Below are 22,631 nucleotides of genomic sequence, written 5' to 3'. Positions count from 1 at the left end.
TGTTAATGATTAAACAATGCAGCGAATCCCCGGTCACCACCACCCTGTTCGATGGAGGACAGAATTCGCTCGCGTAGCGCCCTCAGAATTCGCGGCGGCTGCCCGATATCTTCCTGCGCCTGCTGGAAAATTCCGGTGGCCCGGGCGTAGACGCATAGGTCGGCGCCCCCAGCCTGATAATCTGAAGTAGCGACGGACTCGAACAAACCTTCGATGAATTTGCTCTGACCTGCGATATAGGTCGGAATCAAGTCACGTAGTTCGTCGACTGAGACGCCTGAGTTCACTACGAACCTGAGCCCCTCCAGGAAGGCGGCTCCAGCACCAAAAACGAATGTCCCGGTCAGCCCGATATCGAGCACATTCGGAACGTCGGGTCTTGCACCGAGGTACGTGGATTGCGGCGCGATTTTCCGAAGAATGGGCTCAACTTCACTCCAGATCTTCTCATCGGCACCCAAAAGGATCACGGCATGCTCGGCGCCGATATCGGGTGGGAAGCACTGAATTGTCCCGCTGACAAATTTTGCTCCAACACCACTCACGATTCGATCCAGCGCCTGGACCTCGGACGGGCGCCCCGTCGCAAGATTGACAACCGTTTTGCCTTTGAGGCGCTCGCCCAATTCCTTGAAATCCGCGGCGAGATCAATCGGCGTCGCAGTAACCACGATGATTACGTCTGCCAGACCACAGGCTGCCGTTGCACTATCGACAACTCTGGCGCCCAACTCCTGCACGCGCTGCGCCTTTTCCGGTTTTCTGTTCCAGGCGACGACCTCTTCGCCGTATTCAATCAGGCAAGCGGCAATGGCAGCCCCCATCGCCCCCAATCCCAGGACAGCAATTACTTTTTTCATTCGCATACCCTTATCGTTGACCACGCTACCAGGAGATATCCATCGCTATTTATCAGCCAGTCAGATCATTTGACTTGGTCATTTGACTACAAAGCAAAGCACATGCCAGCCGATTTCAGGCGCTCGCTGCCCCTCCATTGGGGCTGAGACATCACCCTGTAGCGGGACGCATGCCCCGGAGCGGGGAATCAACTGCACCAACGAATGCTCAAGGATCAAGTAGTGGTGCAGACAAACAAACTTGATCAAATGACCATGTGCCAACAGCCCCGAGTTTATGCCTCAAAAACACATTTGGAATACGGAGTTTCCATTAGCCCCACGGTGAGGGCCTCCAGGCGTGGGCAACTGCACCAGTTTCAAGGGGCGCGTGACGCGCCCTTTCACGCTCCCACACTAAGTCATCGCATCTGTGCTCCGCCTGGAGAAAGACATCGAAGCGGGAACCCGTGCGATGCGCAGGCCCGATGGCCGATGAATGAATCGGCCCGTGATTCACGAAGCGTGCTGCCATGCCGTTGACGACGAAATGCCGTCCATCATCATGTTAATATCGAGGCATTCGATTACCCTGCCCGGGTAACTCCTTTGAACGAAAACATGAAACGGAGCTCTAGCCTATGCTGAGAGTACGGGCTGAAGTCCGCCGCCAGGACCTCGTCGCGGCCACAGTCGCGGTTATTGCAGAGCACGGTGTGAAGGGGGCCACGACCCGTCGCATCGCCGAAGCTGCGGGCTGTCCGCTGGCTTCCCTGCACTATGTTTTTCATTCAAAGGACGAGCTATTGCTGGCGGTCTATGAAACCTTGATCGACTCGATCCGCTCGGATAGCCCAGAAGCTCCGGAACACGGCACCCTGTCCGATCTGGCGGACTTCAACCTGCGCGCGGCAATGGCCTGGTTCGCGGCAAACCCGACATACGCGAAGACCCAGTCGGAATTGTATACGTGGGCGCTCAGACATCAGCCCGATATGGCCATTGGTGCCCTTCGTATAGCCCTGGAAGGTACCCGGTCCAACCTGGCCGCCGCCGAGCCTCGTGCGGATGCCAAAGCCCTGGATGCCATCGCGCGGCTAATGATTATTCTGATCGACGGGCTGCTTTTCTCCTGGTTTGCCCAGGAAGATCCAAAACGTCTGGCCGCTGATGTCGACCATGCCAGCAGGATGTTGGCCTCCTATGCGTCGGCACTTTCGGCCTCCAGCCCCACCGTCAAGACCGCCCGCAAGCCAGCACGGAAGTAGCAAGCTGCCGCCGCCTGCTGCGCGGGCAACGCTGATCGGAACGCAGTCAGAGTACTACCGGGCATTAGTGTGCAGTCGATCCGGTGAGCAGGTCAGCCACCGCGTGGCCGTCCACCCTCGGCTTGGCTTGCGCATTCGCGAGTTTGAAAACCGATACCGCATCGTTCAACACCCGCGCCTGGTCTTTGAGGGCCTGCGCCTCACGGGCGGCCTGTTCCACCAATACGGCGTTCTGTTGCGTCACCTCATCCATTTGAACAATCGCTTGATTGACTTGTTCAATCCCGCGCGTCTGCTCTTCCGAGGCCTGCGCAATTTCACCGACGATCGACGAGACCTGCTCGATAGCGAGTTTGACCTCGCCTATCGTTTCCCGCGCGTGCGTCGCCTGCTTCGCACCGTCTTGAATCATCGCCACTGACGAGCCGATCAATTCCTTGATTTCCTTCGCAGCGGCGGCGGAACGTTGAGCCAGGCTGCGAACTTCACTCGCGACCACGGCAAACCCGCGGCCTTGTTCGCCGGCGCGCGCCGCCTCGACTGCTGCATTCAGCGCAAGGATGTTCGTCTGAAATGCGATGCCTTCGATGACGGTCGTGATGTCGGTAATCTTGTTCGAGCTTCCGCTGATTTCCTCGATCGTGCCGACCATGTGTCGCACCGCCTCGTTACCGGCATCGGCCATGCTCGTGGCACGGGTGGCCAGCACGTTGGCCTCTCGCGCGCTATCGGCATTGTGCTTCACCGTCTCCGTCAATTGCGTCATGCTCGTCGCGGTTTCCTCGAGCGATGTGGCCTGCTTCTCGGTTCGAGCCGACAAATCCGTATTGCCGATGGCGATTTCTCGCGATGCCACGGCCACCGATTCGGCGATGTCCTTGATGCCGCGCACCGTGTCGCTCAGTTGGTGCCCCATCCGATTCAGCGCTTCGAGCAAATCGCCGAATTCGTCGCGTGCCTGCGTGGAGATTTCATTCTCCAGGTTGCCGTCGGCGATTCGATTCGCCACCGATAAGGCCTTGCCGAGCGGCTGCGAGATCGCGCTCGTCAGATAGATCGAAACGCCGGCCGTCAATGCAATGCCGAGAACCATCAGCGCGGTCGCGATCCAGAACACGCTTTGATAGGTCAAGCCACTATCCACCACGAACTGCCTGGCGCGTGCGAGATGCAGCGCGGCGTCCTCAGCCAATACGGCCGTCAACTGCGTTCCGATCGGAACGAGTTTTTTGATGATGGGAATAGCGACGTCATCGTTGCCGGTGTTCAAGGCGTCGATGGCGTCGTTTGTGACTTGCGTAAATTGCGGAAGCAAGTCCCGGATCTTTATTGCTAGATCTCGCTCCCTGCCACTGCGGATTCCCCTTCCGGAGTAGCTATTCCATGCTTTGGCGATACGTGCCTGATCGGCACGAATCGCTGCAATGGCATCGCGCGTGACAGCGGGCTCAGCGAACATTTCGATCCGGGCGATCTGAAGCGTGAGATCGGATTGCGCAGCTCGCACTTCCGACAACTCATTGATCGGCACCACATGCCCCGAGAAGGCGTCGTTCAGATTCGCATTCAGCGTGTAAAGCCCATAGAGCCCGAACAACCCGATCGAAGAGATAAGAATCACGCAGATGCTCGAGCCTAACGCGACCTTCAACTTGATGCTCTTGGCAATATTTTTCACTTCGATCCCCGTTAGGACTCGCTAACCCAACCTGTCACCCGAAAGCGAGGGGGGAAACGTTCGATGCTGAATGACAAGATAGGGAACCCGTGAAGAATGGAAGCGATGCCTTCGAAGGCATCGCTTCCTCGACAGTCATTTCATCGCACGCGGTCATCGACATCTTCGTGTTGGCGATAACAACACCCGTGCCATCCCCTTCGCACCGGCCTTCAATTTCGCACCCACACCCCGCTTCTTCACCACCGCAAATTTGATCTGCATTCCGGGTTAAACCCGTTTTATCTGCTTCCGCTCGTCGCAGGAATGATCCCTTCTGCCTTCCACACCTGCTCCCGAAGCAGATAGTCTTCCCGATTGCGCGCCCTCGTCGCGGCACCGGGCGGGTAGTCGACCCAGCGCAGCGGGAGCATCCCCTCCTCTCCAGCCTGCACGAGCTCGGCCTGGACTTACGCCCGAGTCTTGCCTGGCGCCGGACCGACGCTCGCAGCCGGGAGCATGTCCGCGCGAGCCGTTTCAGTCTGCGTGTCTGGGTCGACCGGCTCTGCACTCGATACCTGTACGGCATGCGGAATCGACTGCTCCGGGGGAATCTCATCGCCATCGCGCGCCTGAGCCGCAACGGTGACGGAAATCAGCAGAGCTGCAAGCGCTGCCTTGCTCACTCTAGAGTCGGAATTCATGTCGTACTCCTATTGTATGAATTGGATAATCCGGCCGTCCTGCATGTAATGCGTTATCACTGCTCTCCAGGAGCGTCGAGTACCCCATCCTGCGAAAACAACACCGGTTTGCTGGCGCCATTGACTAATGCGGCGGTGAGCGTCTCCCGATCTTCACGCTGATGAACCTCGAACGCCGTACTGCCCTCGCGTTGCCGGAATACAAGGCCATCGAGCCCGACTCCCAGCAGTCCGTTTTTAGTCGCCACGAGATCGGTGATCGAACTCTTTGTGCCTGCGTTCAGCGGCGCCCACGTCGCCCCGCCGTCGCTGCTCTGGTACAGACAGCCGAGCAGCCCGCCCACGACAATCCGCCCGTCGGGGAGCGCCACACCGCTCCACAGCGTGCCCTTGCCGCCCGTCGCCTGATAGCTCCAGCTCGCGCCACCATCCGTGGACTTCAGCACCATGCCCTGCTCCGAATCGATATAGAGCGCGCCCTGGTGGTCCGCAAAGATGTGATAGAGATTGCGGTCCGCCTTCGTGCCGCCCGGCGGCTTCGGCACCGTCACTTTCGTCCACGTCTTGCCGCCGTCATGCGTGGCCAGCATCAGCGACCACAGGCCCACCGCAATGCCGTCCTGTGCGCTGGTGAAGAACACGGAGAAAAGCGGCTGGTCCACCGAGATATCCATCCGCTGCTTTTGCCAGGTCTCGCCGCCGTCTTCCGTCGCCAGAATCACGCCCCACTGGCCAACCGCCCAGCCGTGCTGCGCGTCCGTGAAAGTCACTGCCGAAAGCGTGGCCGAAACCGGCACCTCGTGCGCCTGATGCCACGTCTTTCCTTCGTCATCGGAAATGACGACGACACCATGCTCGCCCACCGCGACGATGCGCTTTCCCGCACGCGTGGCGTCCAGCAACATCATGTGAGCCGGGTCCGCCCACGCGTGGGCGGGTTTCGCGGCCCAGTCCGTCACGGTGCCAGGCGGAATGGCCCAGACTGCTGCACTCGCGCACAGCGCCGCGCACGCAACAAGCATCTTGATCATGACTGCGTCTCCCATGTTCAGTGACTGAAGAGTCCAGGCGCGCGCGCCGGTTTGCGGCGCGGGAACCAGCGCTCGAGCACCGAGGCCAGTGCGGGCAGCGCCGTCATCGCCATCAGCAGGTTCACGAGGAACATGAACGCCAGCAGCTTGCCCATGTCGGCCTGGAATTTCAGCGCCGAGAAGCTCCACGTCGCCACGCCGATGGCCAGCGTAATGGCGGTGAAGATCGTGGCCACGCCCACTTCCAGCATCGCGTGCTGCACGGCCTTGACGATGTTCTGGCCGCCCGCCAGATGCACCTGCAGCCGGTTGTAGATATAGAACGCGTAATCCACGCCGATGCCCACGGCCAGCACCATCACCGGCAGCGTCGCCACCGTGAGGCCGATCTGCAGTTCCTTCATGAACCAGTAGCCGATGAAAGTGGCAACCGTGAGCGGCAGGCAGCAGGCCAGCATCGCACGCCAGTCGCGGTAGGCAAGGAACACGAGGATCAGGATCGCCGCATACACATAGAGCATCATCGGCAGCTCGCTCGCGGCCACTTCCTCGTTGGTTGCAGCGAGCACGCCCGCATTGCCGGCAGCGAGCCGCACGGTGATGCCCGGGAACGGATGCGTTGCGCGGTACGTCTTCACGTCGTCGAGGATCCGGCTGATCGTCGTAGCCTTGTGGTCGGTGAGGAACAGGTGCACGGCCGTCATGCTGCAGTCTGTTTTCATGAAACCCTTGACCCGACCCACATCCACCGACTCCGCCCCGTAGTTTTCCGGGTCGAGCGGCACCACATTCATCTTCGGGTAATCCTCGTTGTAGCCCTGGTTGTAACGCCGCAGCATCGCCGAATACGACTGGACCGACACCACCCCTGGCTCCGTGCGCATCGCGCTCGTGAAATCGTCTTCGTAGAAGCCGACCGCGGGGTTATCGCAGGCATTCTGCTTCGTCTCAAGCACGACGGTGAGCCAGTCGAGGCCGATGTCATAGTTGGAGGCAATCGAGGTGGCGTCACGGTTGAAACGCGCCTCCGCACGCAGTTCGGGCGCACCCGGCTGCAGCGTACCGATCACGCGGTCGCGGCTTTGCCACACGGCCAGTGCGAATACCACGAGCGTCAAAGCAACGGTCACGCCTGCATAACGCGGCTGGGCGATGCGGGCGAGCCCGCGCAGCCATGCCGAGCGTCGTTCGCTGCGCTTGAGCGCGCTATCGGCATAGCGCTTCGTGAAGTTGAAGCACGAAGCCGCCACGGGCAACAGCACGAGATTCGTCACGATCTTGTAGGCCACGCCGAGCGACGCCGTGATGGCGAGCTCGCGCACCATCGGAATCGGAATCAGCAGCAGCGTGATGAACGACACGAACGCGGTGACGAGTGCCAGCACGCCCGGAATCAGCAGGCCGCTAAAGCTGTGGCGCGCAGCATCGAAGGAGCTGTTGCCATGTGCAATCTCGCGCACGATGAAATTGACCTGCTGCACGCCGTGCGAGACGCCAATCGCGAAGACCAGGAATGGCACGAGCACGGCGAGCGGGTCCAGTCCGAAGCCCAGCAGCCTGAGCGTGCCGAATTGCCAGACGAGCGACGTCAGCGAGCACGAAATCAGCAACACCGTGAAACGCACCGAATGGCAGTACCAGTAGACCGCGAGCGCAGTAAGCAGCAGTGCGATGCCGCAGAAACCGAGCACGGCGGTTGCGCCATCGGCGATATCGCCAATCTGCTTGGCAAAGCCGATGATCTGAACTTCATAGCCTGCGTCTTCGAACGGCTTGCGGATTTGCGCTTCGAGCAGGTGGTTGAACGCTACGTAATCAAGCACCTTGCCGTTACGGTCCCGCTCATTGAGCTCGGCCGTAATCATGGCGCTGTCTTCGTTATGCGAAACGAGCGTGCCGATATAGCCGCCCAGCGTCGTCGCGCGCCGAATCTTCGCGACGATGTCCGGCGTCAACTGGTCAGGCGTGATCGTGCCGGAGATGATGGGCTCGGCGCGGAAGCCCTCGTCGGTGATCTCGTTCACGTAGGCGTTCGGCGTCCACAGCGACTGCACGCCAACGCGGTCCACGTTCGGCAGGTATGCGACGGCCTGGGTCACCTTGTACAGCCGCGTGAGGCCCTCCTTCGTCCAGATCGAGCCTTTGCGCGCCCGCACGACCACGGTGATCCGGTTCGCGCCAAGCAGGTCGGAGCGGTACTTCTGGAAGGTCTGGATGTATTCGTGGCCGATCGGCATCTGCTTTTCGAAGCCCGCATCCATGCGCAGCTGCACGGCGAAAAACGCCATGACTGCGGTGAACAGACCGATGATCACGAGCACGGCCATGCGGTGACCGAAGAACACCCTTTCCAGCGTTTTGACCAGACGATTTAACACGGCATTTTCCCTTCAGGTGATTCAATGGCGTACGGAACCAGCCATCAGAAGTTCCGTGTGACGAACATCCCGACGAAGTTGCGGTCTGCGTAGGGATTGCCTACGGTGTTATGCCCGCCCCAGAACAGCGTGTAATTGATGCCCGCCTGCCACACGGTCGGGTTCTGGTTGAACAGCACGTAGAGATTCAGCGACTTCGCGCCCTGCAGGTAGTTCGCGGTGAGCGTCGGGGTGTAGCCATAGAGTCCATCGGCGAACGTCATCCCGGGCGTGACCTGCCAGCCGCGAATCAACGTGCCGTCGTAGGTCCAGTTGAAGTCGATCGTCGCGCCTACCGAACTCGACGTGCCCTGCGCCATGCCGATCGGGTAGCCCAGGTTCGAATTATTGTTCAGCCAGGTCAGATAGCCCGCCTGGGGCACCTGCGTGACCACCTGGCCGTCGACCGTGCGCGTGATGCCTTGCGAACTCAGGCCGGGGTAGTAGATCCAGGTAAGCTCCCAGGTCAGGGTGGCTTCGTCCGCGCCGAGCAGCTTGAGGAACGGATACTCGCTGGGTGTAAGCGCAAGCAGCCCGTTGACGTCGTACTGAAGCTTCTTCATGTCTGCCCACTGCTGGCAATTCACGCCGCTCACGCCATTCGTGTTCAGGTCGAGCGGACCGCCCGCGCCATAGCAGCCCGAGAGCGCCACGGCGTCGTGCGGCCGGTACGAGAGTTCAGTGCCGATCGCCCAGTTGCCGATGCCGAAGTTGGCGCTGGCCCCAAAGAGCTGACGGTTCTGCAGATACGACCAGCCCAGCGTGCCGTTGGCCAGCGACGAGAGCACGGGCGACTTGTCGGTGTAGTTCTCGTAGTAGAGCGCGAAGTTCGCATCGAAGGAGCTCGGCGAATAATTGAGCTTCATGCCGAACTGCGGATGGTACTTCGACGGCGCCTGCCAGTTGACCGGCAGGCCGATGTCGTTCCAGGGCGGCCCCGCGTAGGCACCGTTGACGAGGCCGCTATTGATGCCGTTGATTGTATTGATGTTGCCGCTGTTCGGCCCCGCGATGGTGCCCGCGCTGGGGCCGCTCACATTCAGATTGTTGGTACTCAGAGTGTAGGGTTCGGTGCCACGCCCAAGGACGTTCGCTGTTGACCAGAACGAGCCAACCGGGGGATAGCGGTTTCCGTTCCATGAAAACTGATAGTAATCCTCAGTACTGAAACCATGAGAAAGATCGGTGGCGAAGCTGATCATCGGTGCGGGCAGTAACGCCTGCTTCAGTTGCGAGCCGGGAATCAGCAGCTTCTGCACGTCGAGCGAGTTGGTGGCATTGATGCCGCCCTGTGCGAACATGCTCTCGCCCCAGTTGATCACCTGGTTACCGAGGCGCACGTGCGCGTTCTCTCCGTTGATCGTGAAGTCCTTCTCGCCCCAAAGGTCAAGCAGCTGCGCGTTGTAGACCACCTGCGCCGAAGCCGTGCTCGAGAGCGGCGTGCGGTTCGTGTCGCCGGCGAGGAAGTCGTACATGCCCGTGCCGCGGATCATGAACTTGAGGCCCTCGCTGGGCATCTTGAAGAGCAGTTCGCTGGTTGCACTGATGTAGGTGCTGAAAGGCTGGCCCTTGCGGTAATTCAGGTCGCCGTCGTCAGCCGCTCCCCATTGATTGGTGTTCGCCGCCGCGCCACAACCGAATGCATTCGGGTCGCCGGTGAGCGAGCAGCTCGGGTCTTTGGTGCGAATGCCCGCGCCCCCCGTGAGGTTGGTGACCCACGAACCCGTAAGGTCATTGATTCCCGTCGTGAATTCGTAACCGTATGCACTCGTTGCGGCCGTGCCGAACATGGCCAGCGTTCCCGCAACATACCTTCCAATCTTCTTCGTTTTCATGGATCCCCCCTGCTGTCACCCTCAATGCCGACGCGCACCACCGGCGCGCGTCGGTCCCCATATTTACGCCAAATCTCAGCGCTCGCTCACCGACCTCAAAGATTCGGCCGTGAAAAAGTCCGGCTTGAAGCGGGGGTCGTTAACTTGCTTGTAATAGTGAATATCACCGCCCTGACCGATTGAGGAAGCGTCGAATACGTAACGTCCGTCAACCAGGTCATACTGCACGAAGGGTTCGTTATCGCAGGCGCCATCCAGCTCCCAAACCGGAATCGGATAACTCTCGCGCACCTTCCAGAGTTTGCCCTGTGCGTCGTAATCTTCGCCCACGAGTGCAAGCCAGCTATCCTCGTCCAGATAGAGGATTTTTTTCGAATCGGCGTGACGGGCGGTAGGCTTGAGCGTCGCTTCAACCACCCACACGCGGTGCACCTCGTAACGGCGATGTTCCGGCGAGATACCATCGGGCGTTGCGACGTCGTGGAGTTTGTCCTTGAAGGTGTACATGCCGAAATCGTTATACGGAACGATCATTTCCTTCTTGCCCACGAGCTTCCAGTTGAAGCGATCAAGCAAGCCGTTGAACATGTTGGACTCGTCGATCAGATACTGATTTTCGTAACCGATCACCGGTGCGTCATGGGTATAGGCCGGCATGCGTCGTACACGCCGCTGTCCGGGGAAGTAGTAGTAGGTCTCGGTGTCCTTATCGAAGTATGCACGCCCCGCATACGCCTGTCCGGCCAGCGCCGCGGGTGTATCCACCTCGAAATAGGCACCAACGCTCAATTGGTTGACGTCCTGCGGCGTAGTCTTGCCTTCCTTGCCGGTGGGGAAGTAAAAAAGCTCGGGGCCGATGCTGTCGATCCAGTCGGTGGTGCCGGGGCGCGGGGAAATCACCGTGACAGCCTTAGTCCACTCCAGGCCTTCGCCGCGGTACCGTGACGTGTAGTTGAGAATCGCTTCGGCGCCGTTCTTCGGCTGCGGGAACGCCACACCCGGGAATACTGCGGTCTGGATCGTCTCGCCGCCCGGATCCAGTTTCGCCGCCGTCAAATTCGCGGTCGAATTCTGCTCGGCGAACTCCGGCAACTGGCATTCGCGGTGAGACGGATAGACTTCCATGCGGTAGCCCTTCAACTGCTTGATCAGCGCGACCTGACCCGTCGACAGTTTGTCAGCGTATTTGTCGACGTTCGACGCATCGATCGTGTACAGCGGTTTCTCGTTCTTGTACTTCCAGAAGTCGCCGCGGACCTTGCCCCACTCCCAGCCGGCAGGCGTCGCTTCCCGGCCGGCAAAAGCCGGCACGAGACCGTCCTTGCTGGCCGATCGCTCCGCGCCCACCGGCGTGAGATCTTCCGCCATGACCGCAGTTCCAGTCATAAGACATATTGCAGCCGCGATCACGGACACGGCTCTGATACTGCTCTGCTTCATCATGGTTCTCCTTTCGATTCCTCTCGCCTGGCGGTCTGGGCGTCTGGCCAGATCCGGGCCGACAACGAACCCCAGCATCGTAATAACTTCGGAGTTCATATTGTCCGGCACCTTGATTGAGTGCCGGACGGTCTGCTAATGCATTCTCGATGGCTATCGCTATCGTGCGCACGCCAGGGCCGGGTACGGCTAACCCGAGCGGTTGGGCGCTGTACGCGCGTCACGTGTGATGCGCTCGAGGCTTATGCCGGGACAGACGTGAAGTATTCAGCCGGCTGCGAATGCCATCCTGCCCAGCGCTTCTCCCAGTAGAGGTTATGAATCTTCTCGGAGATCGGACCAGGGCCGTCGTGGTTGCCAAGCCGATGGTTGTCGACGGAGCTGATGGGCATGATTCCGCCAGCAGACGAAGAAGTGAATGCTTCGTCTGCCTGGCGCAACTGGGTCGCGGTGTATTTGCCGATGTTCACCTTGATGCCGAGCTCGGCGGCGATATCGAAGACACTCTGGCGCGTGATACCCAGCAGGCAGCCTTCAGCGGGGGTATAGAGCTCGCCGTTCTTGGCGAAAAAGACGTTCGCACCAGCGGCTTCGGTGAGGTTGTCGCTTTCGTCGACGAGAATCGCCCAGTCCTTCTCTTGTTGCATCGCCTCGAAGAGAGCGAGCTTCATGTCCATCCAATGGAAGTTCTTGGCCGTGGGATCCACTGCCTTCGGGGAAATCCGGTTGTACAGCTTGCTGATCAGCAGGTTCGAGCCTCGCGTGCGGACCTCGTCGTCCGCCTGGAAGAAGAACGGCACGGCAAAAGCAAACATCGCATTCTTCATCGCGCTGCGATCGCGACGGTCGACACTCAGAGGGCCGCGCGTGACGCACCACCAGACGTACGCATCCTTCAGGCCGGCGTTTCGCACGAGGTTGTGGAGAATTTCCTTGACCTGTTCGCGATTGAACGGATTCTCGAGGAAGAATTTCGCCGACGATTCTTCCATGCGGGTGAGGTGATCGTCGAGCCGGAAGAAGTTGCCTCGCGAGACGGTAACGACATCGTAGGCAGCATCGGCATGCAAAAACCCGGCGTCGACGAGCGGGACGGTCGCTTCGGTGATGGGGACATAGTTGCCGTCGCAGAAAGCACTGCCATCTTCGTAGCGGGATTCATGCGGGGCACGAGCATGCAACGGGTGCTCATGCATGATCTGCTGGACTTGAATGATTGACATGATGATTACCTTTCGCTCCTGAAGGAGCGTTGTCGTTCGACGTTGATATCTAAAAGCGACCGAATCGCGGCTCGCCACTGTGGGGATTGCTGACTTCCCAGGCTATCCGGAGCGAAGTCTACTACCTGACTTGATCATTTGACCTTGTAGCAGAAAGTATTACTCGAAAAATTCCTTGTCGATGAAGGTTAACCCTCTGTGATGCATACATCGGCTCTCAAGCAGCGCATTCGCTGCGGACCCTTTGCAGCGCGACTACTGTTGGTTCCCTGGAGCATCGTATTTCGAAGCACCTATGGTCAATACTGATTATCACTGAGTCGAATGACTTGGCCAAATGATCAAAAAAGGCGATAGCATGGATGCTCCTGGGCGATTCTGAAGACTCTCCCGCGAAGCCAACTGACATGGAGCTAGCTGATGCCAATTTTTGAAGCAGACCATCTCCGCCGGGCGTTCATAGGCGGGCGATGGGTGGAGCCGGTGAACGGTGGCATTGAGCACGAAGTCATCAATCCGGCGACCGGCGAGGTCTCCGGCGTGTTGTTGTTCTCAGACGAAGCAGATGTGAATCTGGCTGCGAAGGCAGCTAGCGAAGCCTTCACAGCGTTTTCGAACACGCCCCTGGTTGAGCGGCTCAAGATGCTCGAGAGCGTGATCGGCGTATACACGGAGCGGCTGCAGGATATGGCCGACGCAATCACGCTGGAGATGGGCGCACCCATGGAGGCCATTTCCCGTCCGCTTCAGGCCGCGCTGGGGCTCTGGCACCTCCATACGACTCTGGAAGTTGCAAAGCAGTATCCGTTCGAGCGAGTCCAGGGCACTTCGCGGATCGTGAAGGAACCCGTGGGCGTTTGCGGATTGATTACGCCATGGAACTGGCCAATGAACCAGGTCATGTGCAAGGTTGCGCCGGCTCTGGTGGCGGGCTGCACTATTGTGCTGAAGCCCAGTCAGAATGCACCGTATTCGGCAATTGTTCTCGCCGAGATCCTTGAGAAGGCAGGCGTACCTCCCGGTGTATTCAATCTCGTACAGGGCTCCGGACAGCGCCTGGGCAAGGCTATCGCTTCCAGCCCGCTCATTGATATGGTGTCGCTTACCGGGTCAACGAGCGCTGGCGTGGAAGTCGCTCAGGCCGCGGCGACGACGATCAAGAGGGTGACGCTCGAGCTGGGTGGAAAATCGGCAAACATCATTCTGAATAGCGAAAATTTCCAGCAAGGAGTCACGCATGGGGTGCTCCAGATGATGGCCAATTCCGGTCAGACATGCACGGCGCCATCGCGAATGCTGGTGCCAAAGCATCGGCTTGAGGAAGCCGAAGTAATTGCAGCAGCCGCGTGCGGACAGGTAGTCGTCGGCGATCCGCACGATCCCGGCACAACAATGGGACCCATGGCGAACCAGCGCCAACATCAAAAAGTGCAGGAGATGATTCGGGTTGGAATCGAGGAAGGTGCAGTGCTCATCTCGGGCGGCCTCGGAAATCCCTCTGGGCTTGAGAAAGGCTACTACGTAAAGCCAACGATCTTCAGCCGCGTAAACAATCGCATGAAGATAGCAACCGAGGAAATTTTTGGCCCCGTATTGGTCATCATCCCCTATGAAGATGAACCAGACGCCATCGCCATCGCCAACGACTCGCCGTACGGATTATCCGGCTACGTGTATGGAGACTCGATCGAACAAGCCGAGGGCGTCGCAAGAAAATTGCGGACCGGAATGGTCCATTTGAACGGTGCGACAGTTGACATCGCGGCACCATTCGGTGGTTACAAGCAGTCCGGCAATGGGCGAGAATGGGGTTACGCCGGCATCGAGGAGTTTTTGGAGACGAAGTCCATGTTCGGCGCGGCGCCGGGCGCCATCAGCTAGCTGGAATCAGCGCTGGGTGCCCCTCTCGGGGGGCGCCGTCGTCCATCTGCGTTACCTGAAACAAGGTCGAAATGCGCCTTAAAAAGCGCAATAGCGCGCCGCGTCGATTTCAAACCTGTACCGTTGAGTTCGAGATGGTGGTTGCAAACGCCTCCAAAGCTGAACTCGCACTATTCAGGTTCGCCCTAAGCTGGCGGATATTCATTTCCGCGTACCAACTATTCAGTAATCCATCGATCAGGACGAGGCTCATTCTGGCTACGGCTTCAATCATGTCGCTGTCGACTTCCAGGGCGCACTTGCTAAAGTAAGCCACCGTTCGCTCGACAGACTGGACATAGGTTCTCAAGGCGAAATCGGGGCGATGGCGCGCTGCCCACTGGATCAGTTCGGACTGGGCTCGGGCGTAGGATGGATTCCCCACGAGCCATTCGACAATCTTGCGCAATTGCCATCCAGCGAGCTCCGCGAAAGACTGAAACGTGCTCTCGGCGGTGAGGTTCGTCGCGATAAGGTCAAACAGGGATTCGTAAACCGCGTCGAACAGATCATCCTTGGTATGGAATACATAATGTAGCGATGCCAGAGGGCAACCTGCCGCTTGAGCTATTCGCCTTGTGGTGGCTCCCGCAACGCCATGCGCGGCGATGACATCAACGGCAGCGTCAACAAAGTCTTGTCGCCGTAACGCAGCCCGAACTCTTGCCATTGGTAAGCTCCGACACCCGAAAATCCTCTTTCGCTCACGTCGTACAGGCGTGCAGCGTTTATTCGAGACACATGGTCAAATGACCATCACGTTCGTGAATTATGTCGGTATTTTGAAAGTTTGTCTATGACCGAATAGGGTCGCGGGTTCCCCGAATAGCCATCGCTGTAGCTGCGCGTACTACGTCGGCAACATCCATGCACGGTTTCGGCATTCGTACATACGAATGCCGGCACGAGAAAGCGCTAGTTAAACCACCGTTCTAATTTTCAATTCGGTGTCGTAGCCGGAAATCTTGCAATCCCTCGAATTAAATCCGAGGCTTTCTCTCCAATCATAATTGTCGGAGCGTTCGTGTTTGCACCCACTAACGTCGGCATGATGGAGGCGTCAACCACACGCAAGCCCTCCGTTCCCCGTACGCGCAATTGAGAGTCAACGACGGCGAGTTCATCGCTTCCCATGCGGCAGGTTCCTACCGGGTGGTAAACGGTGTCGGTCCGCTCACGCAGCAACGCACGAATGTCTTCGTCTGATTGCGACCGCGACTCAAACGTATCCTCCGTCACGAACTCCGATATGGCCGGCGCCGCCATCAACCGCCGAGTCAATTTGTATCCCTCCACCAGGACATCGAGATCATCCGGATGCTCGAGGAATGCCGGGTCGATCAACGGTGCATCAAGCGGATCCGCGCTTTGCAGTTTGACCGATCCACGGCTTTTCGGCCTCAACAGACACACGTGACAGGAAATACCATGTCCAAGCTGCAACTTTCTTCCGTGATCGTTGACGACAGCAACGACAAAGTGCATCTGAACGTCCGGTCGATCCAGATCGGGACGCGTCTTCAGGAAGGCACCGCCTTCAGCAAAGTTGCTTGTCAAGGTACCGCGCCGTGAATTCCGATATTGCCTGATGTCGCGCAGCGTCTTGATCCCGCCGCGTACCGATACACCGAGTGCGTCCATGCTATTCGCTTTATAGCTGACAACGACGTCCGGGTGATCCTGCAAGTTCTTTCCAACGCCTGGGAGATCGGACACGACCTTTATCCCATGACGCTGAAGTTCGTCTTTCGGCCCAACGCCGGACAACATAAGCAACTGAGGAGATTGAAGAGCGCCCGCGGAAAGGATCACCTCCTTTTTCGCCCAAACCGTCTCGACACTCCCCGCACGCGTGACTTCGACACCAACGGCCCTTTTCCCGTCGAACACAATGCGTCTAACCTGCGCATTGGTCTCCACGGTCAGATTGTCGCGAGCTTTCATATGCGGAAAAAGGTAGGCACGTGCAGCACTCCAGCGCTCGCCATTCTTCTGGGTCACCTGGTAAATGCCGACGCCTTCCTGCTCCGCACCGTTGAAGTCATCCGTAATGGGCAAACCGCACTGTCGCCCGGCCTCCAGCCAACGTCGCTGAAAGGGATTATCCGTCCTCAGATCGCTGACCCAAAGCGGGCCGCCGCGCCCGTGCCATTCATTGCCAAGACGCTCGTTATGCTCGCTTCGCTTGAAATAAGGAAAAACATCATTCCAGGCCCAGCCTTCGTTGCCAAGCGCAGCCCAGTCGTCGTAGTCGGAGTGATGGCCGCGCGTGTACACCATCGCATTGATCGCCGACGACCCGCCCAATGCCTTGCCACGCGGCTGGTAGCCGCGTCGTCCCTGCAGTCCCTTTTGGGGAGTGGTCTGAAACGCCCAATTGTTCAGCTTGGACGGAATCATCAGCACCAGGGCGGCCGGAACGTTTATTGCCCATCCGTCGCCGGTGCCGCCGGCTTCGAAGAGGCACAGCGTCACATCAGGGTCTTCGGTCAAACGCGAAGCCAGCACACTGCCTGCCGATCCGCCACCCACAACAAGATAATCGAATGAATTCTTCACAGGTCTGTGTCCTGGATAGACTACCCAGCGAAGGCGCGTGAGATCGGCTCGCTCGTCAAATCTCGACTTGACCCGACATGCGAGCATTTTCCACGGCCTGGCTGGCCTTGTAAAAGGAGGTCACGACGTACGCACTTATACCAGGCCCGAAACATTCGACCGGCTATATTGGCGTCTCCTCCATCCCTTATATTTTGATTTTTCGCACTCGCTCACCACTTTCGCTTACGCACGACAGCGAGTGGCCAGATTGAAGGCGCCACAAGTCACCGCTTGACGCAATCATTGCGCCCCGCACTTCCCGGCTCCACTGAGGCATTACGCAATCGGGCACGTTCCGTCATGAGACAGGACGGTGGCCGCGTCGGCGACATGGGAACTCGCCTGCCACGCTGCATGCGGCCGCAGAACCGCGAACAGCAGAGTCAAGTCGCGACCGTGAACATATCAATGGTGCTGCGCGCTGCCGAGCAGTTTCCGAAAACTCGCGATTCCTTTTTCGATCCACGCCTGCGCGCCCGGGGAGATCGCCCCCATATCGAAGAACCCGTGAAGCATGCCATCGCACCTGATCGTTTCTACCTTGACGCCGGCTGCGTGAAGCAAGCGACCGTAGGCTTCGCCCTCGTCGCGCAGGGGATCGTATTCCGCGGTGAGGATGACCGCCGGCGGCAACCCTGCAAAGTCCCTGGCGAGGATCGGGGCCAGTCGTGCATCCGCCCGGTTCGTACCGTCCTGGACGTAATGCCGATCAAACCAGGTGATCGAATCGAGGTCGAGCAGATAGCCTTCACCGTTTTCCTTGAAGGAAGGAAAGTCGGATCGGTCTTGTGCGACCGCCGGATAAATCAGGAACTGCGCGGCAAGCGCAATTCCCTCCGCGTGCAGTTGTTGGGTCGCGCCGGCCGCAAGATTGCCGCCGGCGCTATCCCCGGCAACCGCCACGACATCGTTGCCACCCAGTTCGCCAGCGTTTGCGATAACCCATTTGACTGCGGCTACCGCGTCGTCCGCCGCCGCCGGATACCGATGCTCGGGAGCCAGCCGGTAATCCACCGAAACGACGACCGCGTTCGCACCACGAGCCAGTTCCCGACAAATATTGTCGTGGGTATCCAGATCACCAATGACAAACCCGCCGCCGTGAAGATAAACGACCGTCGGCAAATGACTCTCCTGGTTCGGACGATAGAGCCGTGCCCGCAGCGGTCCACTCGCGCCGGGAACCGTCAAGTCTTCCACACTATGCATTTCGACAACCGCTGCCGATGCGCGAACCGCCTGTGCCAATTGACGCATCATTACGCGCGCCTCTTCCGGGTTTGCCTGCGGCAGCGGCTTCGCGCCAGACCCGGCAAAAGCTTCGAGAAAACCAGCGAGATGCAAATCGAGTGCCATAACATCACCTTTTATGCGAACGTAACTGGGAGATCAGCGATATACGAGGACTTCGGAATCCGGGCTCAATTCCGGAAGCGTCTTGCTCTCCTCCTCGTACTCAAAGTGGTGCTGCCACGGCATACGATCTCCACGCAAGTGCATCTGGTGTTGCGACCGCATAACGTACCCGGCATTGAAGTTGTTCGGGTCTGTCCAGGGCAACCGCTGCATGTCGGCGTCTTCGTCTCGCAGGCACGGCTCCACCGTCTTCGCCCCAATCTTGTCCATATGGGCGAGTACACGACAGGTGAATTCACAGACGAGATCGGCGCGGAGCGTCCAGCTCGAACGGTAATACCCGTAAATAAACGCCATGTTCGGAATCCCCTCGATCATCATTCCTCGATATGAGACCCGTTTATTCATGTCGACCGGATCTCCGTCGACGTGAAAAGCGATCTGCCCAAAAGCACTCATGTCGAAGCCGGTCGCCGTCACGACGATATCCGCCTGGAGATGCTCGCCTGAGGCCAACGTAATGCCGTTCTCGTCGAATGACTCGATGGTGTCCGTCACGACGGATGCTTTCCCGTCACGAATGGCCGCGAAGAGGTCTCCCTCGGGAACGGCAGCAACTCGCTGCTGCCACGGGCGATAGCCGGGGTTGAAGTGCTTGTCCACGTCAAAACCTTCCGGCAATTGCTGGCGAGTCTCGTTGATCAGCCAGTCGCGAACAGCATCCGGGTTCGCCGCGGACAGATTGATCAGGTCAAATGTCTGCTTGAGGTGCGCACGCCGCAGGATTTCCGCACGCCATTCTTCCGGAACGTTGAGTTCGCGAAGAGGAGCGTCCAGTTGGTGGGTCCAGGGAACGGATGTGAAGAACGTGGGGGACCGCTGAAGCATCGTAACGTGAGCTGCGGTTTTGGCCAGCGCCGGAATCAACGTTGCGGCGGTCGCCCCCGAGCCGATCACGACCACCCGCTTTCCGGCATAGTCGAGGTCATCGGGCCAGTGCTGCGGATGAACAATCGTTCCCTTGTACCGATCGAACCCATTCCACTTCGGCGTAAAGCTCCGACGATGGTCGTAGTATCCCGCCCCCACCCACAAGAAGTCGGTCGTCATCGAAAAGCGTTCGCCCGTATCGTTTCGCGATACCTCGACCGTCCAGCGCTTTTGTTCACTCGACCAGCCCACCGTGTGCACACGATGTCCGTAGCGGATCTTGGAACCGAGGTCATACTCTTTGATGACCTCTCCCAGATAGCCATGGATCTCCTCCGCCGTGGCGATCGAGCGGCCGCTCCACGGACGGAATCCGAACGCATACGTGTACAGGTCGCTGTCGGAGCGTGCCCCAGGGTAACGATGGGTCCACCACGTACCGCCGAATCCCTCCATCGCCTCCAGAATGGCGAACGAGCGATCCGGCAACTGCATGCGGAGATGGCACGCGGCATCGATGCCAGAGATTCCGGCCCCAATGATCAGTACTTCTACATGCTCTGTAGAAGTTGAATACGTTTGGTTCTTAGTCATGAGATCCCTCTACTGACCCGTTATTGAAAATATCTGTAGCGCCACGCGACCGTATCATTTGACTTGGTCATTTGACAATTTTGGCTTTGGACCCCCGCGCATAGATCGGCGACAACTCGCCAAACCAACAGGAGACGCCCCCGAGGCAGGTCATTCGTGCAACCAATCTGGCACGCATGCCTCAGTTCGACCGGTCACGTCTGACATGATCATTTGACCAAGTACCAATGTTCCCAGTCTCGTGCAGTCGAAGGGCAATTTAAATAAGGGGTTTCCATTACACAATCGGCTGCGAATGTTGCTATGCCCCCGTAGCAAGCTGGACACTACGCCGCGCCCGGCGCTGTATTGAAACTATCCTGTCTCGGCAAGCCGCCGAACAAAGGAAGCTGCGCGTTCCAGCAGATATCTCGCCGCCGCGATATTGCGGGCTGCGGTGACAATGCCATGGTGATGCCCAGGAAGATGATGATGCTCGACGTTACTCCCCGCTCGTGCCGCGCACGACGCGTAGGCAATGCCCTCGTCGCATAGCGGGTCGAGCCCCATCGTTGCAATGAACATCGGCGGCTGTCGCCGACCTTCCGCATACAGCAGCGGGGACAGGCGCGGAAGATCAAACGGAACGCCAGCCGGCACGTAGTGATCCCGGAACCAAAGCATCGATTCAGCTACAAGCGGAAATCCACCTTGAATGCGCTGATATGACGGGAGCGCCGCCGTCAGGTCCGTCACCGGATAAAACAATATCTGCCCGATAACCGTGGATTCAACTGTCGATGCCGCATTCGCGATAATGGTCGCCATATTGCCGCCGGCGCTGTCGCCCGCCAGCACCACCCGAGACACGTCAATTGAAAGCTCAGGGGCGTGGGTGATCAGGTAGTTCAATGCCCGCTCGCAGTCTTCGAGCGGGACTGGCCACTGGTGCTCCGGCGCCCGGCGGTACTCCACCGAAGCGACAGGGCATTGGCTATACCGTGCGAGATGGCGGCAGATGCCGTCATGCGTGTCCACGCTCCCGATCACCCACCCGCCTCCGTGAATGAAGACAATAAGTGGATTTTCCCCGTTGGCCTCCCCGTCGCGCGGACGATAGAGCCGCACGCGAATGCTGCCGTCCGCTACGGGAACGGAGATGTCCTCATGGACAACGGTCTCATCGCCCGTAATGCCGTTTATTTCGCACGCGCGCACGAAGTTCACGCGCGACTGGTCTACGGAAAAACTACCGTAGTGCAGTCCACCCAGCTCGCGGAACACCCGAACGGCGTCCCGAGCATCTTCAGCAACCTCCCTCAGCGGCAGCCAGTGCGCTGGTGTCATGCGCATCCCCAATCAGACCGCACCGAACACGCTTTGATCCCACTGCGTCACAGCACGGTATTCGTCCACTGTGCCTGCCCAGTTGTTGATCACCTTGCCTTGCGCGTTCTTGTACCAACTTGAGCAGCCCGCCGAAAACGCAGAGCCGGCCATCGCTGACTGTAGCCTGCTGTTATATTCCTCAAACACCGCTCTGTCGACGTCTACCGCCCTCACACCCGCTTCGTTCAAGCCGCCGATCGCATCGATGATGTAGTTTTGCTGGATCTCGAGCATCGAAACGATGGAGTTGTGATTCAGATTGGTATTCGGCCCATACAACATGAACATGTTCGGAAAACCCGGTACGGTCATGCCAAGATACGCTGCCGGACCGTCTTCCCATGCCTGCGCCAACGTGCAATCCCTCCCGCGAACTTGCAGGCTGCCCTGGAATGCCTGACTCTCGAATCCCGTTCCGAACACGACCACGTCGAACGGGAGAACACGCCCGTCCCTGGTCACGATACCGTCTTCGACAAAAGCCTCCACGCCCGCTGTCTCCAACGAAACGTTGTCGCGCATCAGAGCCGGATAGTAATCGTCCGATCGCAGAATTCGCTTGCAGGCGTATTCGTAATCCGGCGTAAGCTGCTCGCGAAGTGCCGCGTCCGGCACCTGCCGATGAAGGTGCGCCAAAGCCAGACTCTTGCCCTCCCTCTGCGCGTCGGTACCGATACGTGTGCGCTCGAACCCTGATTCACGGAACGCATGCAACGATTTCCTGCTCTCTTCAAAGAGGCGAGGATCACGCTCGTATGTATCGAGTTGCTCCGCCGAGAAGACAATCTGGTTGCGCGGCATGATCCAGTTTGCGCTTCGCTGGAACACAGTAAGATGCTCGACCTTCGGCGCGATTTCCGGCACATACTGCACAGCGCTTGCGGCGTTGCCGATGCTTGCAACGCGCTTGCCACTCAAATTCACATCATGCCGCCACTGCGCGGAGTGGAAATAATCTCCCTTGAAGTTCGCCAGGCCGCGAATCGTGGGAATCGTCGGACGGTTGAGCTGCCCCCAGGCCGGCACGAAGAAACGAGCGCTCAAGCGCGAACCATCGGCCAGCTCGAATCGCCAGAGACTCGCGCTCGCATCCCATTCGGCGCTACGAATCTCACTGTTGAACCTCAGGTGCTTTTCCAGATTGAACCGCGCGGCAAGCGAATTCAAATAATTGAGCAACTCATTCCTGCCCGCATACATGGCACTTACGCGAAGATGCGGATGGAAGCTGTAGCAGTACAGATGCGATTCGGTATCGCATGCTGCGCCGGGATACGAATTATCCAGCCAGACGCCGCCGAGTTCGGGACGCTTCTCCAGGACGACGAAGTCGTCGATGCCCGCGATTTTCATGCGAGCAGCCATTCCGAGGCCTCCGAACCCGGCACCCAGAATGACAACCTCGTGGTGCTCAATCCTTTCTACATTGTTCATGATGCACTCTCTAT

At 58.8% G+C, this 22,631-nt stretch carries 16 protein-coding genes; 2 read left to right on the top strand and 14 right to left on the bottom strand.

The features are described 5' to 3' along the window. Nucleotides 1–2: 2 nt before the first annotated feature. Nucleotides 3–860, bottom strand: a complete 858-nt coding sequence (locus BFE01S_RS00580; protein WP_245620996.1) for an NAD(P)-dependent oxidoreductase — start codon at nucleotides 858–860, stop codon at nucleotides 3–5. Between the two features lie 620 nt (nucleotides 861–1,480). Here BFE01S_RS00580 and BFE01S_RS00575 point away from each other — a divergent pair. Next, nucleotides 1,481–2,107, top strand: a complete 627-nt coding sequence (locus BFE01S_RS00575) for a TetR/AcrR family transcriptional regulator (protein ID WP_028223909.1) — start codon at nucleotides 1,481–1,483, stop codon at nucleotides 2,105–2,107. 64 nt (nucleotides 2,108–2,171) lie between these two features. Here the strand turns inward: BFE01S_RS00575 and BFE01S_RS36870 are convergent, their stop codons facing one another. The 7 genes from BFE01S_RS36870 to BFE01S_RS00535 all read right to left on the bottom strand — a co-directional run bounded on the left by BFE01S_RS36870 (nucleotide 2,172) and on the right by BFE01S_RS00535 (nucleotide 12,414). Continuing rightward, the gene (locus BFE01S_RS36870) at nucleotides 2,172–3,785 is read right to left on the bottom strand and encodes a methyl-accepting chemotaxis protein (RefSeq protein WP_042336937.1); all 1,614 of its coding nucleotides are present in this window, start codon (nucleotides 3,783–3,785) and stop codon (nucleotides 2,172–2,174) included. Between the two features lie 449 nt (nucleotides 3,786–4,234). After that, nucleotides 4,235–4,468, bottom strand: a complete 234-nt coding sequence (locus BFE01S_RS45485; protein WP_028223908.1) for a hypothetical protein — start codon at nucleotides 4,466–4,468, stop codon at nucleotides 4,235–4,237. A 56-nt stretch (nucleotides 4,469–4,524) separates the two neighbouring features. Beyond that, nucleotides 4,525–5,499 carry a WD40/YVTN/BNR-like repeat-containing protein gene (locus BFE01S_RS00555; RefSeq protein WP_028223907.1) on the bottom strand — a complete coding sequence of 325 codons (975 nt, stop codon included), beginning with the start codon at nucleotides 5,497–5,499 and terminating at the stop codon, nucleotides 4,525–4,527. Between the two features lie 17 nt (nucleotides 5,500–5,516). Beyond that, entirely contained in the window at nucleotides 5,517–7,877 is a 2,361-nt protein-coding gene (locus BFE01S_RS00550) for an efflux RND transporter permease subunit (protein WP_028223906.1), read from the bottom strand. A 44-nt stretch (nucleotides 7,878–7,921) separates the two neighbouring features. Then, nucleotides 7,922–9,751, bottom strand: a complete 1,830-nt coding sequence (locus BFE01S_RS00545; protein WP_028223905.1) for a DUF1302 domain-containing protein — start codon at nucleotides 9,749–9,751, stop codon at nucleotides 7,922–7,924. Nucleotides 9,752–9,826: 75 nt separating this feature from the next. Next, on the bottom strand, nucleotides 9,827–11,194 hold the full coding sequence (locus BFE01S_RS00540) for a DUF1329 domain-containing protein (protein ID WP_028223904.1): 1,368 nt from the start codon (nucleotides 11,192–11,194) through the stop codon (nucleotides 9,827–9,829). A gap of 239 nt (nucleotides 11,195–11,433) precedes the next feature. Further along, a complete protein-coding gene (locus tag BFE01S_RS00535) occupies nucleotides 11,434–12,414 on the bottom strand; it encodes an aminotransferase class IV (protein ID WP_028223903.1) in 981 nt (326 codons plus the stop codon). Nucleotides 12,415–12,834: 420 nt separating this feature from the next. Here BFE01S_RS00535 and BFE01S_RS00530 point away from each other — a divergent pair, with 420 nt between their 5' ends. Next, a complete protein-coding gene (locus BFE01S_RS00530) occupies nucleotides 12,835–14,295 on the top strand; it encodes an aldehyde dehydrogenase family protein (RefSeq protein WP_028223902.1) in 1,461 nt (486 codons plus the stop codon). A 109-nt stretch (nucleotides 14,296–14,404) separates the two neighbouring features. Here BFE01S_RS00530 and BFE01S_RS00525 read toward each other — a convergent pair whose 3' ends face one another. From BFE01S_RS00525 to BFE01S_RS00500, 6 genes are all read right to left on the bottom strand, one after another. After that, on the bottom strand, nucleotides 14,405–15,004 hold the full coding sequence (locus tag BFE01S_RS00525) for a TetR/AcrR family transcriptional regulator (protein WP_028223901.1): 600 nt from the start codon (nucleotides 15,002–15,004) through the stop codon (nucleotides 14,405–14,407). Between the two features lie 269 nt (nucleotides 15,005–15,273). Next, nucleotides 15,274–16,893, bottom strand: a complete 1,620-nt coding sequence (locus BFE01S_RS00520) for a GMC family oxidoreductase (protein ID WP_028223900.1) — start codon at nucleotides 16,891–16,893, stop codon at nucleotides 15,274–15,276. Between the two features lie 447 nt (nucleotides 16,894–17,340). Then, complete coding sequence (locus tag BFE01S_RS00515; RefSeq protein WP_028223899.1) at nucleotides 17,341–18,291, bottom strand: alpha/beta hydrolase; 951 nt, start codon at nucleotides 18,289–18,291, stop codon at nucleotides 17,341–17,343. A 33-nt stretch (nucleotides 18,292–18,324) separates the two neighbouring features. Then, the gene (locus BFE01S_RS00510; protein WP_028223898.1) at nucleotides 18,325–19,815 is read right to left on the bottom strand and encodes a flavin-containing monooxygenase; all 1,491 of its coding nucleotides are present in this window, start codon (nucleotides 19,813–19,815) and stop codon (nucleotides 18,325–18,327) included. Nucleotides 19,816–20,169: 354 nt separating this feature from the next. After that, complete coding sequence (locus BFE01S_RS00505) at nucleotides 20,170–21,141, bottom strand: alpha/beta hydrolase (protein ID WP_028223897.1); 972 nt, start codon at nucleotides 21,139–21,141, stop codon at nucleotides 20,170–20,172. A 12-nt stretch (nucleotides 21,142–21,153) separates the two neighbouring features. Next, nucleotides 21,154–22,617, bottom strand: a complete 1,464-nt coding sequence (locus BFE01S_RS00500) for a flavin-containing monooxygenase (protein ID WP_028223896.1) — start codon at nucleotides 22,615–22,617, stop codon at nucleotides 21,154–21,156. Nucleotides 22,618–22,631 lie beyond the last annotated feature (14 nt).

Origin of the sequence: Paraburkholderia ferrariae NBRC 106233 (assembly GCF_000685035.1) — a bacterium.
In the GTDB taxonomy this organism is placed as follows: Bacteria; Pseudomonadota; Gammaproteobacteria; order Burkholderiales; family Burkholderiaceae; genus Paraburkholderia; species Paraburkholderia ferrariae.
The sequence above is the reverse complement of the archived record's forward strand: the minus strand, read 5'-3'. Positions and strand labels throughout refer to the sequence as shown.

Coding starts and splice junctions, on each gene's coding strand:
- BFE01S_RS00535 (WP_028223903.1), bottom strand. CDS start 12,414: ATGTCAATCATTCAAGTCCAGCAGATCATGCATGAGCACCCGTTGCAT.
- BFE01S_RS00510 (WP_028223898.1), bottom strand. CDS start 19,815: ATGACTAAGAACCAAACGTATTCAACTTCTACAGAGCATGTAGAAGTA.
- BFE01S_RS45485 (WP_028223908.1), bottom strand. CDS start 4,468: ATGAATTCCGACTCTAGAGTGAGCAAGGCAGCGCTTGCAGCTCTGCTG.
- BFE01S_RS00515 (WP_028223899.1), bottom strand. CDS start 18,291: ATGGCACTCGATTTGCATCTCGCTGGTTTTCTCGAAGCTTTTGCCGGG.
- BFE01S_RS00545 (WP_028223905.1), bottom strand. CDS start 9,751: ATGAAAACGAAGAAGATTGGAAGGTATGTTGCGGGAACGCTGGCCATG.
- BFE01S_RS00555 (WP_028223907.1), bottom strand. CDS start 5,499: ATGATCAAGATGCTTGTTGCGTGCGCGGCGCTGTGCGCGAGTGCAGCA.
- BFE01S_RS00540 (WP_028223904.1), bottom strand. CDS start 11,194: ATGATGAAGCAGAGCAGTATCAGAGCCGTGTCCGTGATCGCGGCTGCA.
- BFE01S_RS00580 (WP_245620996.1), bottom strand. CDS start 860: ATGAAAAAAGTAATTGCTGTCCTGGGATTGGGGGCGATGGGGGCTGCC.
- BFE01S_RS00575 (WP_028223909.1), top strand. CDS start 1,481: ATGCTGAGAGTACGGGCTGAAGTCCGCCGCCAGGACCTCGTCGCGGCC.
- BFE01S_RS00505 (WP_028223897.1), bottom strand. CDS start 21,141: ATGACACCAGCGCACTGGCTGCCGCTGAGGGAGGTTGCTGAAGATGCT.
- BFE01S_RS00500 (WP_028223896.1), bottom strand. CDS start 22,617: ATGAACAATGTAGAAAGGATTGAGCACCACGAGGTTGTCATTCTGGGT.
- BFE01S_RS00525 (WP_028223901.1), bottom strand. CDS start 15,004: ATGGCAAGAGTTCGGGCTGCGTTACGGCGACAAGACTTTGTTGACGCT.
- BFE01S_RS00530 (WP_028223902.1), top strand. CDS start 12,835: ATGCCAATTTTTGAAGCAGACCATCTCCGCCGGGCGTTCATAGGCGGG.